The sequence below is a fragment of the Sediminicoccus rosea genome, from assembly GCF_033547095.1.
GTDB classification, from domain to species: domain Bacteria; phylum Pseudomonadota; class Alphaproteobacteria; order Acetobacterales; family Acetobacteraceae; genus Roseococcus; species Roseococcus rosea.
This window is the reverse complement of the sequence record NZ_CP137852.1, coordinates 1,845,554-1,864,657: the sequence shown is the minus strand read 5'-3', so window position 1 is coordinate 1,864,657 and position 19,104 is coordinate 1,845,554. Positions and strand designations below refer to the sequence as shown.

The following is a 19,104-nucleotide window of genomic DNA, read 5'->3' as shown; positions in this document are numbered from 1 at the left end:
CTTACTTCGCCTCCAGCAGAACGTCGGTCCAGAGTTCGCTCTCCGGCGGTTCGGGCGATTCCTGCGCGAAATCGGCGCTGTCCTGGACGATCACCTTCACCTCGTCATCGATCTTCTTCAGCTCCGCCTCGGTCACACCCTGCTCCAGCAGCATGCTGCGCGCGGTCTCGAGGCAGTCATGCTGCTCGCGCATCTTCTGCACTTCCTCGCGCGTGCGGTACTTCGCGGGGTCGGACATGGAGTGGCCGCGATAGCGGTAGGTCTTCATCTCCAGCAGATACGGGCCGAGGCCGGCGCGGCAATGCGCGACCGCGCGCTGCGCCGCCTCATGCACGGTGAGGACGTTCATGCCGTCCACCTGTTCGCCCGGGATGCCCCAGGGGCTGCCATTCTGCGACAGGTCACGGCTGGCCGAGGCGCGGTCGACGCTGGTGCCCATGCCGTACTTGTTGTTCTCAATGACGAAGATGCAGGGCAGCTTGAACAAGGCAGCGAGGTTCAGGCTCTCATAGACCTGCCCCTGGTTGGACGCGCCCTCGCCGAAATAGGCGACGGCCACATGGTCATTGCCGCGATACATGTTGGCGAACGCCAGCCCCGCGCCGAGCGAGACCTGCGCGCCCACGATGCCATGGCCGCCATAGAAACCCTTCTCGCGGCTGAACATGTGCATGGAGCCGCCCTTGCCCCGCGAATAGCCGCCGATCCGTCCGGTCAGCTCCGCCATCACGCCGCGCGCCTCCATGCCGGTGGCCAGCATGTGCCCGTGGTCCCGGTAGGAGGTGATGACCTGGTCGCCCGGCTTGAGCGCGGCCTGCATGCCGACCACCACGGCCTCCTGGCCGATATAGAGGTGGCAGAAGCCGCCGATCAGGCCCATGCCGTAGAGCTGGCCCGCCTTCTCCTCGAAGCGGCGGATCAGCAGCATGTCGCGATAGGCCTGGAGCAGGGCGTCGCGCCCCATGGCGGGCTGCTCGGCCGCGCCCTTGGAGCGGCGCTTGCCGGCATTCGCGGTTGGGGGGGCGGCTTTGGCGGCCATGGGTCTCTCCCTGCGTGATCATCGCTGATTACGCTGCCCCGGCAGGCTGTGCAAGCATGGAAGGGATGCCAAAAAGGCCTTGCATTGCAACGCAATGCGACGATTAACTGACTATCGGTTAACGAACCCGGCGATGCCGCAGCGCAGCAATTGGGCGAAGCCCTTGAAGGATCAGAAAAGCCGCTGGCCGGGCGGATAGGGGATCACGATCTCCTCCCGCGTGGTGAGATTCAGCATGGCCCGGGCGCGTTCCTCCAGCTGGTCCCGGTCGAGCTGGTCCCCGCGCATGGCGTTCACCCGGCGCTCGGCCGCCTCGCGCTCGGCGATGGCACGGTCCCGGTCGGTGCGGGCGGCGGCGATCTCGGCCAGGCGCTGCTCACGCGCGATCAGCCCGCGATCCCCGTGCGAGGCGTGCCAGACGAAGAAGGCCGCGATGCTCGCCAGGATCACCGGCGGCGCCAGCAGCTTCAGCATGCGGATGAGCCACCGCCCGAAATTCATGAAGCCCCCACAGCGCGTCCCCCGACGCGTCCAGGGCACAGAATCACCAACGGCGGCGAAACGCAAGCGGTACAAGAGGGAAGGTTTCCGGCGAGTCGGCGGAGATCGGGCGGCGCGATGCGCCCCATAGGCCAGGACGATTTGCGCCCGCACGCCGCTTTGGCATGCTTGCCCGGGCGGGCCACCCCGCACACACAGAGAGGAGACAGGAAATGAACAAGTTTCTGAAGGGCTTCGGTGCCGGCCTCCTGACGGCCGGTCTCGCGATGGGCGGCCTGGCCTGGGCGCAGCAGCCCGTCTTTCCCGCGCCGAATGCGGGCACGGTGGGCCTGTCGCACAACTCCCTGTTCGGCGTGGTCTGCACCACGCCCAACGGCGTCTATGATTCGAACCGCCGGATGACCATTCTGCGCCCGCGCGGCGACCAGAACAGCCCGGACGTCACGCTGCGCTGCGAGCCGCGCTGAGGGCGGCTCGCCCGGCGCGCTTCGCGATCAGCGCTTCAGGATCGTCCGCCCCGCGTAGCGCGCCGCGGGCCCCAGATCCTGCTCGATGCGGATCAGCTGGTTGTACTTCGCCAGCCGGTCCGAGCGGCTGAGCGAGCCGGTCTTGATCTGCCCGCAATTGGTGGCGACGGCGAGGTCGGCGATGGTGAAATCCTCGGTCTCGCCGGAGCGGTGGCTCATCACCGCCGTGTAGCTGGCGCGATGGGCCATATCCACGGCCTCCAGCGTCTCGGTCAGCGTGCCGATCTGGTTCACCTTCACCAGGATGGAGTTGGCCGTGGCGCGCTCGATGCCCATGGCCAGGCGCTCGGGGTTGGTGACGAAGAGGTCGTCGCCCACCAGCTGGACCTTGGCCCCCAGGCGGTCGGTCAGCAGCTTCCAGCCGGCCCAGTCATCCTCGGACATGCCGTCCTCGATGGAGATGATGGGCCACTTGGCGCAGAGCCCCTCGAGGTAGGCGACCATGCCGGCGGCATCGAGCTTCTTGCCCTCGCCCTCCATGTCATAGACGCCGTCCTTGTAGAATTCGGTGGCGGCGCAATCGAGGGCGAACATCACATCCTCGCCCACGCGGTGGCCGGCGGCCTCGCAGGCCTTGGCGATGAAGGCCAGCGCCTCGTCCGCGCTGCCGATATTGGGGGCGAAGCCGCCCTCATCGCCCACATTGGTGTTGTGGCCGGCGGCGTGCAGCTGCTTCTTCAGCGCGGCGAAGATCTCCGAGCCCACGCGCACCGCGTCGGCGATCGTGCCGGCGGCGACCGGCATGATCATGAATTCCTGGATGTCGATCGGGTTGTCGGCATGCTGGCCGCCATTGATGATGTTCATCATCGGCACCGGCAGGGTGCGCGCATAGGCGCCGCCCACATAGCGATAGAGCGGCAGGCCATGCGCCTGGGCGGCGGCCTTGGCGGTGGCAAGGCTGACCGCCAGCATCGCATTGGCGCCGAGGCGCGACTTGTTGGGCGTCCCGTCCAGCTCGATCATCATCTGGTCGATCTTCACCTGGTCGGCCGCGTTCAGGCCGCCGATGGCATCGAAGATCTCGCCCTCGACATTGGCGACGGCCTTGAGCACGCCCTTGCCGCCATAGCGCGCCTTGTCGCCGTCGCGCAGCTCCACCGCCTCATGCGCGCCGGTCGAAGCGCCGGAGGGGACGGCGGCGCGGCCGCGGCTGCCGTCATCCAGGATCACCTCCGCCTCCACCGTCGGGTTGCCGCGGCTGTCCAGCACTTCGCGGGCAATGATGTCGGCAATGGCGGGCATGGGTCGGTCCTTCCGGCAAAGAATGCCGCGCGGATAGGCCGGGCCGGGCGAAAGGGCAAGGTGAGGCCTTGCCATCAGCGCCGGATGTTATAATATCACATCCATGCCTCTTCTCTGCGAAGCCTTCGCCCCCGACGCCGCCACCCATGAGGCCCCGCCCCGGGCCGTGATCGGCACGCCTGAGACGGTGCTGCTCACCGCGCTCCGCCCCGATGTCGCCCTCGCCCTCTGGCTGCGGGAGGAGCCGGCGAGCTTTGCCCGCCCGCTTCGCCCGCTCCGCCAGGCGGGCTCCTTCCGCGCGCTGGCCGAGGGCAAGCCGGAGGAGGCGCTCGACCTGCTCTGCGAGCAATTGCCGGCCGGCGCGCCGATCGATTTGCTTTCGGACATGCTGCGCCTGTCCCACATGTTCGCGGTGCTGACGCGCAACGAGCATGTGCGGCTGCGCTTCGATGGCATCACCGGCGATGCCTGCCGCAAGTTCCACGTGGATTCGGTGGGCTTCCGCCTGCTCGTCACCTATGCCGGCCCCGGCACGCAATGGAGCATGGGCGACCCCGAGGCCGGCGCCGGGATCGAGGAGGTGCCGCGCTGCGCCGTCGCCCTCTTCCGCGGCCGCAAGCGGGAGGGCGCGACCACCCTGCACCGCTCCCCGCCCCTCTCCCACCTGCCCGAGGCGCAGCGCTCGCGCCTCGTCTTCTGCATCGACGAACCGGATTGCTGCGCATGACCAACCCCCTCCCCGTCACCGTGTTGTCGGGCTTCCTCGGCGCGGGCAAGACGACGCTGCTCAACCACGTGCTGGCCAATCGCGAGGGACAGCGCGTCGCCGTCATCGTGAATGACATGAGCGAGGTGAACATCGACGCGAGCCTCGTCGCGAACACCGGCACGCTCTCCCGCACCGAGGAGAAGCTCGTCGAGATGAGCAATGGCTGCATCTGCTGCACGCTGCGCGAGGACCTGATGCAGGAGGTCGCGAAGCTCGCCGCCGAAGGCCGCTTCGATGCGCTGCTGATCGAAAGCACCGGCGTCAGCGAGCCCATGCCCGTCGCCGCCACCTTCGATTTCACGACCGAGACGGGCTTCCGCCTGGGCGATGTCGCGCGGCTCGACACCATGGTGACCGTGGTGGACGCCCGCGCCTTCCTGGAGGACTACGCCAGCGCCGATACGCTGCGGAGCCGCGGCGAGAGCGCGGGCGAGGAGGATCATCGCCTGCTGGTGGACCTGCTGATCGAGCAGGTCGAATTCGCCGACACCATCGTGGTGAACAAGGCCGACCTCGTGACGCCAGAGGAACTCGGCCGTCTCGCGGCCCTGCTCGCCACCTTCAACCCGACGGCGGAGATCCTCTCGACGGCGCATGGCCAGGTGCCGCTCTCCAAGGTGCTGGGCACCGGCCGCTTCGACATGGAGCGCGCGCAGAACGCCGCCGGTTGGCAGCAGGCCCTCTCGGGAGAGCACCTGCCGGAGAGCGAGGAATTCGGGGTCACCAGCTTCGTCTGGCGCGCCCGGCGGCCCGTCCATCCCGCGCGCTTCAAGGCGCTGATCGAGGGCGAGCTGCCCGGCGTGGTGCGCGCCAAGGGCTTCTTCTGGCTCGCCACGCGCCCGGCCTGGGTGGGCGAATGGCAGCTTGCCGGCCGCATGGGGCGCCACCAGGGCGCCGGCTTCTGGTGGGCCGCGATCGAAGAGAAGCGCTGGCCCGAGGACCCCGCCTGGCGCGAGATGATCCGCGGCCTCTGGGTGGAGCCCACGGGGGATCGGCGGCAGGAGATCGTCTTCATCGGCATCGGCATGGATGAGGCGAAGCTTCGCGCCGAGCTGGACGCCACGCTGCTCACCAATGCCGAATGGCGGGCCGGCGCGCGCGCCCATGCCCGCCTGCCCGACCCCTTCCCCGCCTGGTCCAGCTGAGCGGGCGCCCGCCCCCCACTTGCGCGGCGCGCCGCAAATGCCGTTGATGCGGGAATGCTCCCCATAGCCGTTCTCGGCGCCGGCCTCGCCGGGCTCTCCGCCGCCCAAGCCCTCACCGCCGCGGGCCGCGCGGTCCGGCTCTTCGACAAGGGCCGCGCCGCTGGCGGGCGCCTCGCCACGCGCCGCATCGAGCATGCGGGACAGAGCCACCGCTTCGACCATGGCGCGCAATATCTCCGCGCGGAGCGGGCCGGATTCGCGGCCTTGCTGGAGGCGGGCGGCACCGCACCCTGGCCCGATGCCAAGCGGCGCGTGCCGGTCCCTGGCATGTCCGCCCTTGGCCGCCATCTGGCCCAGGGTCTCGACATCCGGACCGGCCGCCATGCCAGCGCGCTGCACCGCACGGCGGAGGGCTGGATGGTCGCGCATCTGGATGCCGCGCTGGTGCGCCCCGGCCGCCCGATGCCCAGCACCCCGGCCGAGCTGGCCGGCCCCTTCTCCGCCGTGCTTGTCACCTTCCCGGCCGAACAGGCCCGCGCCATCCTGCCGCCCGAGCTGGCAGCCCCGCTCGCGCCCATCGAATACGCGCCTTGCTGGACGGTGATGGCCGCCTTCGACCGCAAGCTCGATCTGCCCGACACGCTGCGCTACCACGGCCCCATCGGCTGGGCCGCGCGGGACAGCGCCAAGCCGGGACGGGAGGCGGCGCAGGAGAACTGGGTGATCCAGGCGGGGCCGGAATTCAGCCGCGCGCAGCTGGAAGCACCGACCGAGCAGGTCATCGCGGCGCTGCTCGCCGAACTTCCCGCGCCGGCGCCGCTCTTTGCCATGGCGCATCGCTGGCGCTATTCGCTGCTGGAGGTCGCATTGGGCCAACCCTGCCTTTGGGATGCGGGGCTCGGCCTCGGCTACGCCTCGGATGGCTGCCTCGCGGGCCGGGCGGAATCCGCCTGGGAAAGCGGGCAGGCCCTGGCCCAGAGGGTGCTCGGCGCATGAGTGCCCGCGCACAACCCATGCCGCGCCCGGCCCATGCCGACGACATCGGCGCCGTCCGCGACGCCGCCTTCGCCCTGCTGGCCGAAGGCGTGACGAACCGGCGCAGCCCGCTGCACACGCCGACGCTGGCCAGCATCGGCCTGGACGGGACGCCGCGCGCCCGCACGCTGGTGCTGCGCGGCTTCGAGCCCGCCACCCGCACGCTGCGCCTGCACAGCGACCGCCGGAGCGAGAAATTCGCCGAACTGACGCGCGACCCGCGCTGCGCCCTGCATGCCTATGACCCCGTGGCGCAGGTGCAGATCCGGCTGGAGGGCATCGCCTCGCTCCACACCGAGGATGAGGTGGCGGAGGCCGCCTGGCAGGCCAGCCGCAGCTTCAGCCGCATGTGCTACGCGATCGAGCCCGGGCCCGGCCGCGCCATCCCCGCGCCCCTCCCCGCGCCGCAGGATGCCGTGTCCGGCCGCGCGCATTTCGGCACCATCCTGCTGCATGCCCATAGCCTCGAATGGCTCTGGCTCGCCGCCGAGGGGCATCGCCGGGCGCGGCTCGAATGGCTGCCGGGCGAAGAGCGCGCCACCTGGCTCGTGCCATGAGCCGCACGCCCGGACCCGAGGCCATCGAGGCCGAGATGCTGCGCCGCCTGGACGCCACCGAGAAATCCATCTGCCCCTCGGAGGTCGCGCGCGGCCTGGAGGCCGAGAACTGGCGCCCGCTGATGCATCTGGTCCGCCAGGCGGCGGCGCGGCTTTCGGCGGCGGGCGAGGTCGAGATCCTGCGCAAGGGCAAGCCCATCGCGCCCGAGGCGATGCACGGCGTGATCCGCCTGCGCCGCAAGCGCGCCCCCACCGGCGGCGCCGGCCCAGCGCAGGGCGAAGGCGGAAGCGACGCGTGAGCGGCATCGCCGCGCTGCTGGGACAGGGCCCGAAGGGGCTGGAGGCGCCAAGCCCGGTCGAATTCGCCTCCCTCGTGCCGCCGCCCTCGCCCAATACCTGCCTCGCGGCCCCCGCGGCGCATCCGGGGCCGAAGCAGGTGGTGGCCCCCCTCCTGCCCGGCACGCCCGAGGCGGTGTTCGCGCGCCTGCTCGCCCTCGCCAAGGGCTTCCCCCGCACCTGGCAGCTTGCCGCCTGGCCTGAGCGGCGGCAGGCGCAATGGGTCGAGCGGTCGGCGTTGAACTTCCCCGACATCATCGTCGCCGAATGCGTGGCGACGCCGGAGGGGAGCAGCCTCTTCCTCTATTCGCGCAGCCTGATCGGCTATTCGGATTTCGGCGCCAATCGCCGCCGCGTCGAGCGCTGGCTCGGCGCGCTGGAAGCCCTGCCGGCCGAGCCCGCGCCCGAGCCGCCCCCGCCCCCGCCCAGCCGCTTCGCCGCGCGCGCCATCGGGGAGGCCCAGGGCCAGCGCGTCCTGCTCGCCTGGAATGACGCGCGCGAGACGCCGGAGATCGCGCTCGGCGCCCTCGCCGCCGGCGCCGCCGCGATCCAGGTGATGACGACCGACCGGCCGGACCAGGCCGATGCGCTGCTGCTGGAGGCGGGTGCCCGCCTCGGCCTCGGCGCCGAGGCCGAGGCGCTGGTCGAGGCCCGCGCCGTCGCGCGCGACCCGCTGCCGCCGCCGCTCCATGCCGACCCCGGCGCCTGGCGCGCCTGGTGGATGCGCGGCTCGCTCGACGCGCCCGACCTGCGCGAGCGTCTGCCCGAGCTGGACCTGGTGCTCGATGGCGCGGATCTCGCGCAGCTCGATGGCGACCCGCCGCGCCGCCTGCTCGGCCTGCGCGCGACGGGCGCGCGGCGGCTCATCCTCCGCAGCAGCGTCGTGCCCGTCACCGCCGAACTGGCCGCGCTGGGCTTCGATCTCTGGCATGCGGGCGAGCTGGATGCGGCGCGCGGCGCGGCGCTGGACGCCGCCCTGCGCGCGGCGGGCGTCACCCTGCCCCAATTCGCGGCCTTCCCCGGCCGCCTGACGCGCGAGGCAGCGCAGGCCGCCCGTCTCGCCGCCCCCTGGTGGTGGTTCATCAGCGAAGCCGCGCTGGCGGAGCTGCTCGCCGAGACCGGCTGGCGCATCCAGGCGAGCGAGCGGGAGGGCGTGGCGCTCATCGTCACGGCGGCCGCCTGATGCGGCGCCAGCGCATCTGCCTGCTGACGCTGGATTTCGTCGGCCCCATCCGCAATGGCGGGATGGGCACGGCCTTCCTGGCGCTGGCCGAGACGCTGGTCGCGGCCGGGCATGAGGTGACCATCTGCTACCCCTCCTCCTACACCGAGAATGAGCCCGTCACCCGATGGCGGCGGCACTATGCGAAGCGCGGCATTGATTTCGTCTCGCTCTTCCTGGAGGGCGGCGAGGCGGAGCTCTCGCTGGGCGCCTATCACTGGCTGAAGACGCGCGACTTCGACGCGATCCATTTCCACGAGATGCGCGGCATCGGCTATTGGATCACCGTCGCCAAGCGCTGCGGCCTGGCCTTCGCGCGGACGCGCCTCGTCTGCCAGATCCACAGCCCGACCTTCTGGCACTTCGCCCATTCGGCCCAGTTCATCACCCATAGCGGCGAGCTGGAGACCGACTGGATGGAGCGGCGCAGCGCGGAGGGGGCGGACCTCGTCACCGCGCCCTCGCGCTACATCCTCGACGTGGCGGCGGAGATGGGCTGGAAGCTGCCGAGCGCGCAGGTCATGCCCAACCTGCTGCCATCGAGCTTCCTCGGCCGCGCGGCGGACCCCGCGCCGCGGCCGGTGGAGGAGCTGGTCTTCTTCGGCCGGCTGGAGGAGCGCAAGGGCCTCGGCCTCTTCTGCGAAGCCGTCACACGCCTGATCCGGGCGGGGCAGGCGCCGGCGCGCGTCACCTTCCTCGGCAAGGTCGGGCACATGGCCGGCGTGCACGCGCTGGCCTGGATCGGCGCCGCGGCCGAGGCCTGGCCGATGCCCTGGACGGTGGTGAACGACCTCGACCCGCACCAGGCGCGCGAATACCTGGCCGAGCCCGGGCGGCTCGCCGTCATCGCGTCGCGCATGGAGAACGCGCCCTATGTGGTGCTGGAGTGCCTGGCGGCCGGCCTGCCCCTCCTGGCGCCCGATGTCGGCGGCATCGGTGAATTGGTGGCCGAGGCGGATCGCGCACGCCTGCTCTATCCGCGCAACCCCGCTTCCCTGGCCGCGGCGCTGGGCCGCGCGCTGACCGAGGGCGCCGCCCCCGGCCGCGCCGCCATCACGCCCGAGGCGGCCGGCCGGCTCTGGCTCGACTGGCATGAGGCGCTGGCGCCGCTGACCGCGCCGCCGGTGCTGAGCGGCCAGCCGCTGGTCTCGGTCTGCATGGCAGCCTTCAACCGGCACGGGCCGCTCGCCCACGCCATCGCCTCCATCGAGGCGCAGGATTACCCCCACCTCGAACTCATCCTGGTGGATGACGCGAGCACCGACCCCGCCGCACAGCGCTTCCATGCGGCGCTGGCCCCGCGCTTCGCCGCGCGCGGCTGGACGCTGCTGCGCAACGCGGAGAATTCCTGGCAGGGCATCACGCGCCACCGCGCGGCGGAGGCGGCGCGGGGCGAATTCCTGCTCTTCATGGATGACGACAACGCCGCCTGGCCGGATGAGGTCTCGACCTTCGTCACCGCCGCCCGCCGCTCGGGCGCCGATATCCTCACCTGCCAGATGCAATCCTTCCGCGGTGCCGGCCCGCCGCCGCGCCACCGCAGCGCGCGGCCCATCGGCTGGATCCCGACCGGCCCAAATTCCGCACTGGGCGTGTTTCGCAACGGCATGGGCGACGCCAACATGTTCATGCGCCGCACCGCCTGGGACCGCATGGGCGGCTTCACGCTGGACCGCGCCTATTTCGAGGATTGGGAATTCCTGCAGGCGGCGGCACTCGCCGGCCTGCACATCGAATGCCTGCCCGAGATCCTCTATTGCTACCGCATCTGGGAAGGGGCGCAGACCGCGGCGCATGACCCGGATTTCCTCTATCGCAGCTATGCCCGCGCCATGCGCCCGGCCCTCGCCGCCCTGCCCGAGGCGCTGCGGCCGGCCCTGCGCCTTGCCGTCGAGCGTGAATTGGCGGGCATGCAGGCGCGGCGCGAGGCCTATTGGCAGCACGCCCCCCATGTGACCGAAGCGCAGGGCGAGGTGGCCCGACTGCCGCCGAACAGCGCCGAGGCCATGCTGGCCGCCGCCCGCCTCGCCCTCGGGCAGGAGCATCGCGCGACGGCCCGGCTGCTGGCCGCCCAGGCGCTGCGCATCGCGCCCGGCCATCCCGGCGCGCTCGATCTTCTCTCCCGCATTCCGGAGCCCCCCGCATGACGGCCATCCGCGAGGCCCTTTCGCTCGCCCTGCCCTATTGGCGCAGCGAGGAACGCTGGGCCGCGCGCGGCCTGCTCGCCGTCGTCGTCGGGCTCAATCTCGCCCTGGTCGCGATGTCGGTCATGCTCTCCTACTGGAACCGGGAGTTCTTCAACGCGCTGGAGGCGCGCGACGCGGAGGCCTTCTCCGCCCTGCTCTTCACCTGGAAGCAGACGGAGAGCGGCCTGATGCCGGGCTTCGTCTGGATCGCCACGGCCTATATCCTCATCGCGGTCTACGCCATCTACCTGCGCCAGGCGCTGCAGATCCGCTGGCGCCGCTGGACAACCGAGACGCTGCTGGCGGGCTGGCTCTCGGACCGCGCCTATTACCGCATGGCGCTGACCAGCTACGGCACGGACAACCCGGACCAGCGCCTCTCCGAGGATGCGCGCCTGTTCGTGGACGAGACGCTCACACTCGGCCTCGGCCTGATGCGCAGCGTGGTGACGCTGTTCTCCTTCCTCCTGGTGCTCTGGGCGCTGTCCGGGCCGGCGACCATCCTGGGCATCACCATCCCCGGCTACATGGTCTGGATCGCCATCCTCTATGCGGCGCTCGGCACCTGGCTCGCCCACCTGATCGGGCGGCGGCTGACCCGGCTGAACTTCAACCAGCAGAAGGTGGAGGCGGATTTCCGCTACGCGCTGGTCCGCTTCCGCGACAGCACGGAAGGCGTCGCCCTGCATCGCGGCGAGGCGGAGGAGCGCGGCGCGCTGGTCACTCGCTTCCGGGCGCTGATGGAGAATTTCTGGGCGCTGATGGTGGCGACCAAGCGCCTCACCTTCTTCACCGCCGGCTACACCCAGGTGGCGACGGTGTTTCCCTTCGTGGTCGCCGCCCCCGCCTTCTTCGCCGGGCGCATCCCGCTGGGCGGCCTGACCCAGACGGCCCAGGCCTTCGGCGAGGTCCAGGGCGCCCTCTCCTGGATCGTGGATAATTACGCAAGCCTGACCGAATGGCGGGCGACGGTGACGCGCCTCACCGGCTTCCGCGATGCGCTGGACGCGGCGCGGGCCGCCGCGCACGAGGGCGAGGGCATGCGCGCGGCCACGGGCGCGCCAGGCCTCATCCGCCTCGAAGGGCTGAACCTGCGGTTGCCCGATGGCCGCGTTCTGCTGGAAGACGCGGCGCTGGAACTGCGCGCGGGTGAGCGCGTGCTGCTGACCGGCGCCTCGGGCAGCGGCAAATCCACCCTGTTCCGCGCGCTGGCGGGCATCTGGCCCTTCGGGCATGGGCGGCTGGAGACGCCGGAGGGCGGCCGCGCCCTCTTCCTGCCGCAGCGGCCCTACCTGCCGCTTGGCACGCTGCGCCGCGTGCTGTGCTACCCCGCCGCCGCCGATGCCTTCAGCGATGACGCGATCGCGGCCGCGCTCTCCGATGCCGGCCTCTCGCACCTGGCGCCGAAGCTCGACCTGGAGGAGGCCTGGTCACAGCTCCTCTCGGGCGGCGAGCAGCAGCGCGTGGCGCTGGCGCGCGCCCTGCTGCTGAAGCCCGACTGGCTCTTCCTCGACGAAGCGACGGCGAGCCTGGACCCGGCGGGCGAGCGCGCGCTCTACGAGGTGCTGGCGGAGCGGCTGCCCGGGGCGATGATCTTTTCCATCGCGCACCGCCCGGCCGTGGCGGAATACCACAGCCGGCACATCCGCTTCAGCGACGGGGCGCTGGTGGAGTAGCCTATTTGGCGTGCAGCACCCGGCCGGCCACGGCGTCCAGCATGGCAACCATCTTCGGGTCGCGCATCTCGGGGGCCGTGATCAGCGCATGGTCCAGCGCGCGGTCGCAGCCGGCCTCGCAGGGGCCGCGCGGGGCGCCGATGCGGGGGATCAGCGCCTTGACCAAAGCGCGCGCCTTGTCGGCGTTGGAGAAGAGGACCTTCACCACCTGGTCCACCGTGACGTGGTCATGGTCCGGGTGCCAGCAGTCGAAATCGGTCACCATGGCGACGGAGGCGTAGCAAAGCTCCGCCTCGCGGGCGAGCTTGGCCTCGGGCATGTTGGTCATGCCGATCACGTCGCAGCCCCACTGGCGATAGAGCAGGCTCTCGGCCTTGGTGCTGAATTGCGGGCCTTCCATGACGAGGTAGGTGCCGCCCTTGGTCATGGGCAGGCCAAGCTCCGCCCCCGCATCGGCGATGGCATCCGACAGGCGCGGGCAGGTCGGGTGGGCGACGCTGACATGGGCGACGCAGCCCGGGCCGAAGAAGGACTTCTCCCGCGCGAAGGTGCGGTCGATGAACTGGTCCACGATCACGAAATGGCCGGGCGGATACTGTTCCTGCAGCGAGCCGACCGCCGAGAGGGAGATCACGTCGGTCACGCCGCTGCGCTTCAGCGCGTCGATATTGGCGCGGAAGTTCAGGGCCGAGGGCGGGTTGGGGTGGCCGCGGCCATGGCGCGGCAGGAAGACGCAGCGGATGCCGGCCAGCGTGCCGAAGAGAAGCTGGTCCGACGGCGCGCCCCAGGGGGTGGGAACGTGCCGCCACTCCCGGTCCTGCAAGCCGTCAATATCGTAGAGGCCCGAGCCGCCGATCAGGCCGATGACGGGGGTGATGCTGGCAGACATGGGCAGGCGCTCCGGGTGGTGACGGGACGTCCATACCGGCGCCCCGCCTTCCCGCCAACCACCCGGGGAGCGTCAGCCCGTGAAGGTCTCGCGATGCTGGCGCGGCACGAAGCGCCCGGTGCCCGGGCGGGCCAGGACCCGCGTCCCGTCCCAGATGCAGCCGCCGCGCAGATAGGTGGCGGCGACGCGCGCCTTCATCGCCATGCCGTCATAGGGCGACCACTTGGCGTCCTCCCGGTCCTGGATGTCGCGGGCGTCGAAGGTGAATTCGCCCTCCTCCATCACCAGCAGATCGGCGTCGCAGCCGATGCGGATGGCGCCCTTCTTGGGGAAGAGGCCATGGAACTTCGCCGGCCGCTCGGCGCAGAGGCTGGCCATCAGCGTGGGCGGGAGGCCGCGCTGGGCCAGCAGGGTGAACATCAGCGGCGCGAAGCTCTGCAAGCCGGTCAGGCCGGCGCCGACCGCGAAAATGTCGCCCGTGTATTCCTTGCGGTGGCGGGGCCAGGGCGCATGGTCGGTCGAGACATAGGCGACCTTGCCCTCGGCGATGCTGGCCCAGATGCGCTCCACCTCATCCTTCGTGCGGAAGGGCGGGTTGCACTTGCCGAAGCCCTGGAGGCGGACGAGGTCCTCCTCCGTCATGCAGAGGTACTGGATGCAGGCCTCGCCCGAGGTCTTGCCGCCCTGCTTGCGGAAGATCTCGGCGAGGTCGAAGCCGCGCGCCAGGCTGGAATGGGCGATATGGACATGGGCGCCCGTCTCCAGCGCCATCTCGAAGATGGCGAGATCCGCCATCGTCTCGCAGAGCGGCGGGCGGGTGCGGGCATGCATGATCGGGTCGGTGCGGCCGGTGGCCTTGGCAGCGGCGATGGCGCCCTCGACGATCTCCTGATCCTCGTTGTGGATGCCGACCATCAGGCCGGTCTTCGCGATCTCGGCGAAGGCCTCGACCATCATGGTGTTGTTGATGCGCGGGAAGCGCACCGCGTCATATTCATAGGTGGAGAGCTTGAAGGAGCAGACGCCGCCGGCGGCGAGGCCCGCGATCTCCTCCACGCCGCCATCCTTCCGGATGGTGCCGTAGAGCGCCATGTCCACATGGGAGGTGGCATTCACCACCTGGATCTTCTCGGCGAGGATGCCGGCATCGGTCACCGGGCGCGGCACGTCATAGGGCATGTCCACGCAGGTGGTAACACCGCCGGCGGCAGCCGACATCGAGGCGCCCTCGATTCCCGGCCAGCCGGTGCTGCTGCTGGTGTGCATGTGGCCATCCACCAGGCCCGGGAAGACCAGCTTCCCACGATGGTCCACCACCTCGGCGGCGGCGGGCGGGCTGCCCTGGCCGATGGCGGCGATCACGCCGCCCGTGATGGCGACATAGCCGTTCTCGAGCACCCCATCGGCCAGCACCAGGCTGCCGCGCACCACCAGATCAAAGGCCATGCTTGCGTCTTCCCCAACCTTGCCGTGCCACGAGGCACCGGGCACGGCGTCATCCCGGGCGCAAGGCTAGGCGCGTGAAGCGCGCCCGCCAACCCATCCGGGCGAGGATTGCGCGCTGCCGGCGCGCATCGCCGGCTCACGCCGGATGCGGAGGGCCTGCATCGGCGCCCGCTGGATCCGGGCAGGCCTCAGGCCAGCGTGCAGGCGACGCGAAGGGAACTGCGCAGCTCGGCGTCCGGAATGCGCGGACCTGACCGGCGGCCAAGCGCCACACGGACATCCTGGCCCACCGGCAGTTCGACCTCGGAGGTCATGACCGCGGAACTCACGATCCGGAGGATGACGATGACCGAGCCGAGGGGCTGCGTCGCCCGCAGGGTCACCGCATAGGCGAAGGCGTTGGGATCAACGCCACGCTCCGTCACGACCGGCTCGGCGGTGAAGGCGCCGAGCCGGACCATTCCGTTGGAGATGCAATCGCCCCGGCCGGGGCCGGTCTGCGCCTGCGCGGCCGTACCGGCGAAAAGGCCGAGAGTGAGGCCGAGGACGGCGGTGGCACGAAGCATCTTGGCTTCTCCTGATGCGGTGTGGTGAGCATGCCAAAGCCGGAAGGCGGCTCAAGGCGGATTGCACCGATCCCCACGATAGGCCGCACCCATGGACAGGCGCGCCCGCGCGCTTACGCTGCACCGCACAAGAAACCGATCTTGCCCAAGATGAGGAATGCCATGGCCGAACAGATCGAAGTCCGCAAAGGGCTGGTCGGCGTCTATGCCGATGAATCCGCGTCTCGAAGGCGATGCCCGAGACCAACAGCCTCACCTATCGCGGCTATGCCGTGCAGGATCTCTGCGGGAATTCCAACGTCATGGATGGCGCGCCCTGTCGACCCGTTCACCCTCTTGGAAAACAGGCAATGAAGATGTTCTGGCGCATGTACTCATGATTCAGGGGCCCTCCAGACCGCTGGCCCAGCCCTACCGCCACCTGTTGACCAGACGGCAGGTCGACGGGATTTGCTGGCGGCGGTTGGTTGGTCATCCGCATGTGGTTTGCCAATGCGACCCTCCCAAGCGTCACCGCCTGGTTTGCGCGAAGGGTCACCCTGTAGATGTAGTAGCCCGCCGACATCCCTTGAGAGCTGGGAACGTGCGTGGATTGGAAGCCGACGATACTCATCCGTCCGCTCGCTATACAGTCGGATCCGGGGCCGCGGATGTCTGTCCCTGGGCCCATGGTGGTCGCTTCGGCCGGGCCCGCAAGGAGTCCAAAGCCCAGGGCAAGCGCGCCCGAGTATCGCAGCATGGCCGTCTCCTCGTCGCTTCATTGTGCAAGCTGCCCGAGCCATATGCCCTCCGCAAGTCGGTTCCGCCGATCCCCACGATAGGCCGCACCCATGGACAGGCGCGCCCGCGCGCTTAAGCTGCACCGCACAAGAAACCGATCTTGCCCAAGATGAGGAATGCCATGGCCGAACAGATCGAAGTCCGCAAAGGGCTCGTTGGCGTCTATGCCGATGAATCCAGCGTCTCGAAGGTGATGCCCGAGACCAACAGCCTGACCTATCGCGGCTATGCCGTGCAGGACCTCTGCGAAAATTCCAGCTTCATCGAGGTCGCCTACCTGCTGTGGAACGGTGAGTTGCCGACCGCCGAGCAGCTGGCAGCCTTCCAGGCCGAGGGCCGTTCGCAGCGCGCCCTCTCGCCCGCGCTGATGCGCGTGCTGCGCGACTTCCCGAAGGACGCGCACCCGATGGACGCGATCCGCACCGCCGTCTCCTTCATGGGGATGGAAGACCCCGAGGCGGGCGACATCAGCGACGCCGCGCAGCGCCGCAAGGCGATCCGCCTGCTGGCGAAGATCCCGACCGCGGTCGCCGCGACGAACCGGCTGAGCAAGGGCCTTGAGCCCATCGCGCCCGATCCCTCGCTGCCCTTCTGCGAGAACTTCTTCAACATGGTCTTCGGCAAGGTGCCGCAGCCCGAGGTCATCAAGGCTTTCGACGTCTCGATGATCCTCTACGCCGAGCACACCTTCAACGCCTCGACCTTCGCGGCGCGGGTGGTGACCTCGACCATGGCGGACCTGCATGGCGCGATCACGGCGGGCATCGCGGCACTCAAGGGCCCGCTGCATGGCGGCGCCAATGAGGCCGTGATGCACATGCTGAAGGAGATCCCCTCCCCCGAGGCGGCGGAAGCCTGGCTGCGCGAGCGCTTCGACCACAAGGCGCTGGTCATGGGCTTCGGCCACCGCGTCTACAAGAACGGCGACAGCCGCGTGCCGACCATGAAGAAATACGCCGAGATCATGGCGGAGGTGGTGGGCGACAAGCGCTGGATGAACACCTCGGCCGTGCTGGCGCGCGTCATGCTGGCGGAGAAGAACATCCACCCGAACCTCGATTTCCCGGCGGGCCCCGCCTACTACCTGATGGGCTTCGACATCCCGATGTTCACGCCGATCTTCGTGTGCAGCCGCATCACCGGCTGGGCCGCGCATGTCTTCGAGCAGGGCGCCGACAACCGGCTGATCCGCCCGCTCTCGCTCTACAACGGCGTCGAGCAGCGGCCGGTGCCGAAGCGCTGAACGCCGCGCCGCGATGCGTTGACGCGAAGGGCCGCCCGGGAGACCGGGCGGCCCTTTTCGCAAGGTCGCGATGGGGCGCGCGCGATGCGCAAGGCGGCCGGCGACGTGATGCGCGCGACGCTCACGCGGATGCGCGCTGCGCACTGCGCGCTGACTTCGACGCGCGCTGGATTCATCTTTTGGTGCGCGTTGGTCGCATCGTCTGATGCGCGCTGAACGCAACCGATGATCCGCGCTCGATGCAACCGCTGATGCGCGCTGGACGCAACCGCTGATGCGCGCTGGACGCACGACGCAAAAATTCTCGCCACAAAAGCAGAATGTGTTTGACACGCAAGTCGCGCATTCCGATAGCGTTGCCCACGCACGCATTGACGCGCGATTCGTACCACGCTCTGACCGCCGCGCATCACGCGAGAGATGGAGAGCCTGGCATCGCGATCGCGGAGCAGGGCGAGCGGCGGACGGAAGGGGGAAACCTCGATGAGGTTAGCCGGAACGGAATTCCGGCCTCTGCGGGAGGAGGGCGCAAGCCTCCGCCGGGCGATGGGTGATCACAGTGGTCAGCCCGCATCCAGGCGGTTGCGCGGATCAGCGCAAGGGTTCCTCACGACGATGATCTTCGCCTGTTCGAACACTCTGCCATCCGTCGCGGCGCGATGCCGCCGCGGCCAGTAAGTCCAACCCAACCGATGCGCCATAGCGCAAGGAGAACATGATGACCGACACGACCGAAACCCCCGACGTGGCGCCACGCGCGCAAGCCATGGCCGTTGCCGCCGGCGCCCGCCGCACCGCGAAGAAGCCCGCCACCGCGCGTGGCCGCGTCGCCGCCGCGAAGAAGCCCGCCGCCAAGAAGGCCGCGCCTGCCAAGAAGGCCGCGCCGAAGAAGGCCGCCGCCAAGAAGCCGGCTGCCAAGAAGGCCGCCCCCGCCAAGAAGGCCGCGCCGAAGAAGGCCGCCGCCAAGAAGCCGGCTGCCAAGAAGGCCGCCCCCGCCAAGAAGGCCGCGCCGAAGAAGGCCGCCGCCAAGAAGCCGGCTGCCAAGAAGGCCGCCCCCGCCAAGAAGGCCGCGCCGAAGAAGGCCGCCGCCAAGAAGCCGGCTGCCAAGAAGGCCGCTCCCGCCAAGAAGGCCGCTCCCGCGAAGAAGCCCGCTGCCAAGAAGGCCGCTCCCGCGAAGGACCCGAAGCGCGCCGAGGCCGCAAAGAAGGCCGCTGCGACGCGCGCCGCCAAGAAGGCCGCCGCGGCCGCTCCGGCGCCCGCTCCCGCGACCGACTCGTCGTCCAGCTGATCAGGCGGACCTTCGGGTCCGGAACGAAGGCGCCACCCACCGGGTGGCGCCTTTTTCTATGGGCGTGTCAGCCCCACTGGCCGAAGAAGAACAGCTCCTTCGCCGGCTTGCGCACGCGCGGCGCCGTCTCGCGCTGGGCCAGCTGCTCCGGCAGGGCCGAGGCCGGCCCGGGCGTGCCCAGCACCATCGCCGCGATCGGCGCCACATCCTCGGGGATGTTGAAGGCCGCGCGCGCCGCGGCCGCGTCGAAGCCCGCCATCTGGTGCAGCTGCAGGCCGAGCGCCGCGGCCTGGATCGCCATGGAGCCGCTCGCCTGGCCAGCATCGTAATGCGCCCAGGCGTTGGGCTTGCCGTTGCCGGCCGAATTCAGCCGCGCGCAGGCCAGCATCAGCACCGGCACCTGGCCGATCCAACCCTGGTTGAAGGGCACGAGGCAGGCCGCCAGCTTGGCATAGGCCTCGGGCTCCACATTCTTGCGCGTCACCAGATACTGCCAGGGCTGCTCGTTGTAGGCCGAGGCGGCCCAGCGCCCGGCTTCCAGCACCGCATGCAGCTGCGCGTCGGTGACCGGCGTGTCGAGGTAGCTGCGCGGGCTCCAGCGCGCCGCGATGGCGGGCAGCACGGGATGCTCGGTGGGGGCGATGCGATCCATGG

At 70.2% G+C, this 19,104-nt stretch carries 18 protein-coding genes; 11 read left to right on the top strand and 7 right to left on the bottom strand.

Annotated elements, in window-relative coordinates:
- Position 1: 1 nt before the first annotated feature.
- Entirely contained in the window at positions 2–964 is a 963-nt protein-coding gene (gene pdhA, locus R9Z33_RS08945) for a pyruvate dehydrogenase (acetyl-transferring) E1 component subunit alpha (RefSeq protein WP_318651630.1), read from the bottom strand.
- Between the two features lie 246 nt (positions 965–1,210).
- On the bottom strand, positions 1,211–1,540 hold the full coding sequence (locus R9Z33_RS08940) for an FtsB family cell division protein (protein WP_318650944.1): 330 nt from the start codon (positions 1,538–1,540) through the stop codon (positions 1,211–1,213).
- A 212-nt stretch (positions 1,541–1,752) separates the two neighbouring features.
- Here R9Z33_RS08940 and R9Z33_RS08935 point away from each other — a divergent pair, with 212 nt between their 5' ends.
- On the top strand, positions 1,753–2,007 hold the full coding sequence (locus R9Z33_RS08935; RefSeq protein ID WP_318650943.1) for a hypothetical protein: 255 nt from the start codon (positions 1,753–1,755) through the stop codon (positions 2,005–2,007).
- A 27-nt stretch (positions 2,008–2,034) separates the two neighbouring features.
- On the opposite strand, the gene eno is transcribed toward R9Z33_RS08935, so the two are convergent.
- The gene (eno, locus tag R9Z33_RS08930) at positions 2,035–3,312 is read right to left on the bottom strand and encodes a phosphopyruvate hydratase (RefSeq protein ID WP_318650942.1); all 1,278 of its coding nucleotides are present in this window, start codon (positions 3,310–3,312) and stop codon (positions 2,035–2,037) included.
- 103 nt (positions 3,313–3,415) lie between these two features.
- Between eno and R9Z33_RS08925 the strand changes: the two genes are divergently transcribed.
- Genes R9Z33_RS08925 through R9Z33_RS08890 form a run of 8 tightly spaced genes read left to right on the top strand, consistent with a single transcriptional unit; the run spans position 3,416 to position 12,238 of the window.
- Entirely contained in the window at positions 3,416–4,039 is a 624-nt protein-coding gene (locus R9Z33_RS08925) for a DUF1826 domain-containing protein (protein ID WP_318650941.1), read from the top strand.
- Entirely contained in the window at positions 4,036–5,226 is a 1,191-nt protein-coding gene (zigA, locus tag R9Z33_RS08920) for a zinc metallochaperone GTPase ZigA (protein WP_318650940.1), read from the top strand. Before R9Z33_RS08925 ends, zigA begins: the two co-directional genes overlap by 4 nt.
- Before the next feature lie 54 nt (positions 5,227–5,280).
- Positions 5,281–6,222, top strand: a complete 942-nt coding sequence (locus tag R9Z33_RS08915) for an NAD(P)/FAD-dependent oxidoreductase (protein WP_318650939.1) — start codon at positions 5,281–5,283, stop codon at positions 6,220–6,222.
- Positions 6,219–6,818: a pyridoxamine 5'-phosphate oxidase family protein gene (locus R9Z33_RS08910; protein WP_318650938.1), complete on the top strand. Its 600-nt coding sequence runs from the start codon at positions 6,219–6,221 to the stop codon at positions 6,816–6,818. Before R9Z33_RS08915 ends, R9Z33_RS08910 begins: the two co-directional genes overlap by 4 nt.
- A complete protein-coding gene (locus tag R9Z33_RS08905; protein WP_318650937.1) occupies positions 6,815–7,117 on the top strand; it encodes a DUF3253 domain-containing protein in 303 nt (100 codons plus the stop codon). Before R9Z33_RS08910 ends, R9Z33_RS08905 begins: the two co-directional genes overlap by 4 nt.
- Positions 7,114–8,337, top strand: coding sequence for a DUF1499 domain-containing protein (locus R9Z33_RS08900; protein ID WP_318650936.1), 1,224 nt, complete (start codon positions 7,114–7,116; stop codon positions 8,335–8,337). Before R9Z33_RS08905 ends, R9Z33_RS08900 begins: the two co-directional genes overlap by 4 nt.
- The gene (locus R9Z33_RS08895) at positions 8,337–10,523 is read left to right on the top strand and encodes a glycosyltransferase (protein WP_318650935.1); all 2,187 of its coding nucleotides are present in this window, start codon (positions 8,337–8,339) and stop codon (positions 10,521–10,523) included. Before R9Z33_RS08900 ends, R9Z33_RS08895 begins: the two co-directional genes overlap by 1 nt.
- Positions 10,520–12,238, top strand: a complete 1,719-nt coding sequence (locus tag R9Z33_RS08890) for an ABC transporter ATP-binding protein/permease (protein ID WP_318650934.1) — start codon at positions 10,520–10,522, stop codon at positions 12,236–12,238. Before R9Z33_RS08895 ends, R9Z33_RS08890 begins: the two co-directional genes overlap by 4 nt.
- 1 nt (position 12,239) lies before the next feature.
- Here R9Z33_RS08890 and R9Z33_RS08885 read toward each other — a convergent pair whose 3' ends face one another.
- From R9Z33_RS08885 to R9Z33_RS08875, 3 genes are all read right to left on the bottom strand, one after another.
- Positions 12,240–13,127, bottom strand: a complete 888-nt coding sequence (locus R9Z33_RS08885) for an S-methyl-5'-thioadenosine phosphorylase (protein ID WP_318650933.1) — start codon at positions 13,125–13,127, stop codon at positions 12,240–12,242.
- A 72-nt stretch (positions 13,128–13,199) separates the two neighbouring features.
- Positions 13,200–14,573, bottom strand: a complete 1,374-nt coding sequence (locus R9Z33_RS08880; RefSeq protein ID WP_318650932.1) for a dihydroorotase — start codon at positions 14,571–14,573, stop codon at positions 13,200–13,202.
- Positions 14,574–14,761: 188 nt separating this feature from the next.
- The gene (locus R9Z33_RS08875) at positions 14,762–15,139 is read right to left on the bottom strand and encodes a hypothetical protein (RefSeq protein ID WP_318650931.1); all 378 of its coding nucleotides are present in this window, start codon (positions 15,137–15,139) and stop codon (positions 14,762–14,764) included.
- 901 nt (positions 15,140–16,040) lie between these two features.
- Between R9Z33_RS08875 and R9Z33_RS08870 the strand changes: the two genes are divergently transcribed.
- Together R9Z33_RS08870 and R9Z33_RS08865 are read left to right on the top strand one after the other, a co-directional pair.
- On the top strand, positions 16,041–17,162 hold the full coding sequence (locus R9Z33_RS08870) for a bifunctional 2-methylcitrate synthase/citrate synthase (RefSeq protein WP_318650930.1): 1,122 nt from the start codon (positions 16,041–16,043) through the stop codon (positions 17,160–17,162).
- Between the two features lie 718 nt (positions 17,163–17,880).
- The gene (locus R9Z33_RS08865; protein WP_318650929.1) at positions 17,881–18,450 is read left to right on the top strand and encodes a histone H1-like repetitive region-containing protein; all 570 of its coding nucleotides are present in this window, start codon (positions 17,881–17,883) and stop codon (positions 18,448–18,450) included.
- Between the two features lie 67 nt (positions 18,451–18,517).
- On the opposite strand, the gene R9Z33_RS08860 is transcribed toward R9Z33_RS08865, so the two are convergent.
- Positions 18,518–19,102 carry a nitroreductase family protein gene (locus R9Z33_RS08860; protein ID WP_318650928.1) on the bottom strand — a complete coding sequence of 195 codons (585 nt, stop codon included), beginning with the start codon at positions 19,100–19,102 and terminating at the stop codon, positions 18,518–18,520.
- Between the last annotated feature and the right edge of the window lie 2 nt (positions 19,103–19,104).

What these genes read in the sequence shown, in the direction of transcription:
- zigA (WP_318650940.1), top strand. Translation starts at nt 4,036, where the DNA reads ATGACCAACCCCCTCCCCGTCACCGTGTTGTCGGGCTTCCTCGGCGCG.
- pdhA (WP_318651630.1), bottom strand. Translation starts at nt 964, where the DNA reads ATGGGGCGCGACGCCCTGCTCCAGGCCTATCGCGACATGCTGCTGATC.
- R9Z33_RS08865 (WP_318650929.1), top strand. Translation starts at nt 17,881, where the DNA reads ATGACCGACACGACCGAAACCCCCGACGTGGCGCCACGCGCGCAAGCC.
- R9Z33_RS08935 (WP_318650943.1), top strand. Translation starts at nt 1,753, where the DNA reads ATGAACAAGTTTCTGAAGGGCTTCGGTGCCGGCCTCCTGACGGCCGGT.
- R9Z33_RS08895 (WP_318650935.1), top strand. Translation starts at nt 8,337, where the DNA reads ATGCGGCGCCAGCGCATCTGCCTGCTGACGCTGGATTTCGTCGGCCCC.
- R9Z33_RS08915 (WP_318650939.1), top strand. Translation starts at nt 5,281, where the DNA reads ATGCTCCCCATAGCCGTTCTCGGCGCCGGCCTCGCCGGGCTCTCCGCC.
- eno (WP_318650942.1), bottom strand. Translation starts at nt 3,312, where the DNA reads ATGCCCGCCATTGCCGACATCATTGCCCGCGAAGTGCTGGACAGCCGC.
- R9Z33_RS08870 (WP_318650930.1), top strand. Translation starts at nt 16,041, where the DNA reads ATGGCCGAACAGATCGAAGTCCGCAAAGGGCTCGTTGGCGTCTATGCC.
- R9Z33_RS08860 (WP_318650928.1), bottom strand. Translation starts at nt 19,102, where the DNA reads ATGGATCGCATCGCCCCCACCGAGCATCCCGTGCTGCCCGCCATCGCG.
- R9Z33_RS08905 (WP_318650937.1), top strand. Translation starts at nt 6,815, where the DNA reads ATGAGCCGCACGCCCGGACCCGAGGCCATCGAGGCCGAGATGCTGCGC.
- R9Z33_RS08910 (WP_318650938.1), top strand. Translation starts at nt 6,219, where the DNA reads ATGAGTGCCCGCGCACAACCCATGCCGCGCCCGGCCCATGCCGACGAC.
- R9Z33_RS08885 (WP_318650933.1), bottom strand. Translation starts at nt 13,127, where the DNA reads ATGTCTGCCAGCATCACCCCCGTCATCGGCCTGATCGGCGGCTCGGGC.
- R9Z33_RS08925 (WP_318650941.1), top strand. Translation starts at nt 3,416, where the DNA reads ATGCCTCTTCTCTGCGAAGCCTTCGCCCCCGACGCCGCCACCCATGAG.
- R9Z33_RS08880 (WP_318650932.1), bottom strand. Translation starts at nt 14,573, where the DNA reads ATGGCCTTTGATCTGGTGGTGCGCGGCAGCCTGGTGCTGGCCGATGGG.
- R9Z33_RS08875 (WP_318650931.1), bottom strand. Translation starts at nt 15,139, where the DNA reads ATGCTTCGTGCCACCGCCGTCCTCGGCCTCACTCTCGGCCTTTTCGCC.
- R9Z33_RS08940 (WP_318650944.1), bottom strand. Translation starts at nt 1,540, where the DNA reads ATGAATTTCGGGCGGTGGCTCATCCGCATGCTGAAGCTGCTGGCGCCG.
- R9Z33_RS08890 (WP_318650934.1), top strand. Translation starts at nt 10,520, where the DNA reads ATGACGGCCATCCGCGAGGCCCTTTCGCTCGCCCTGCCCTATTGGCGC.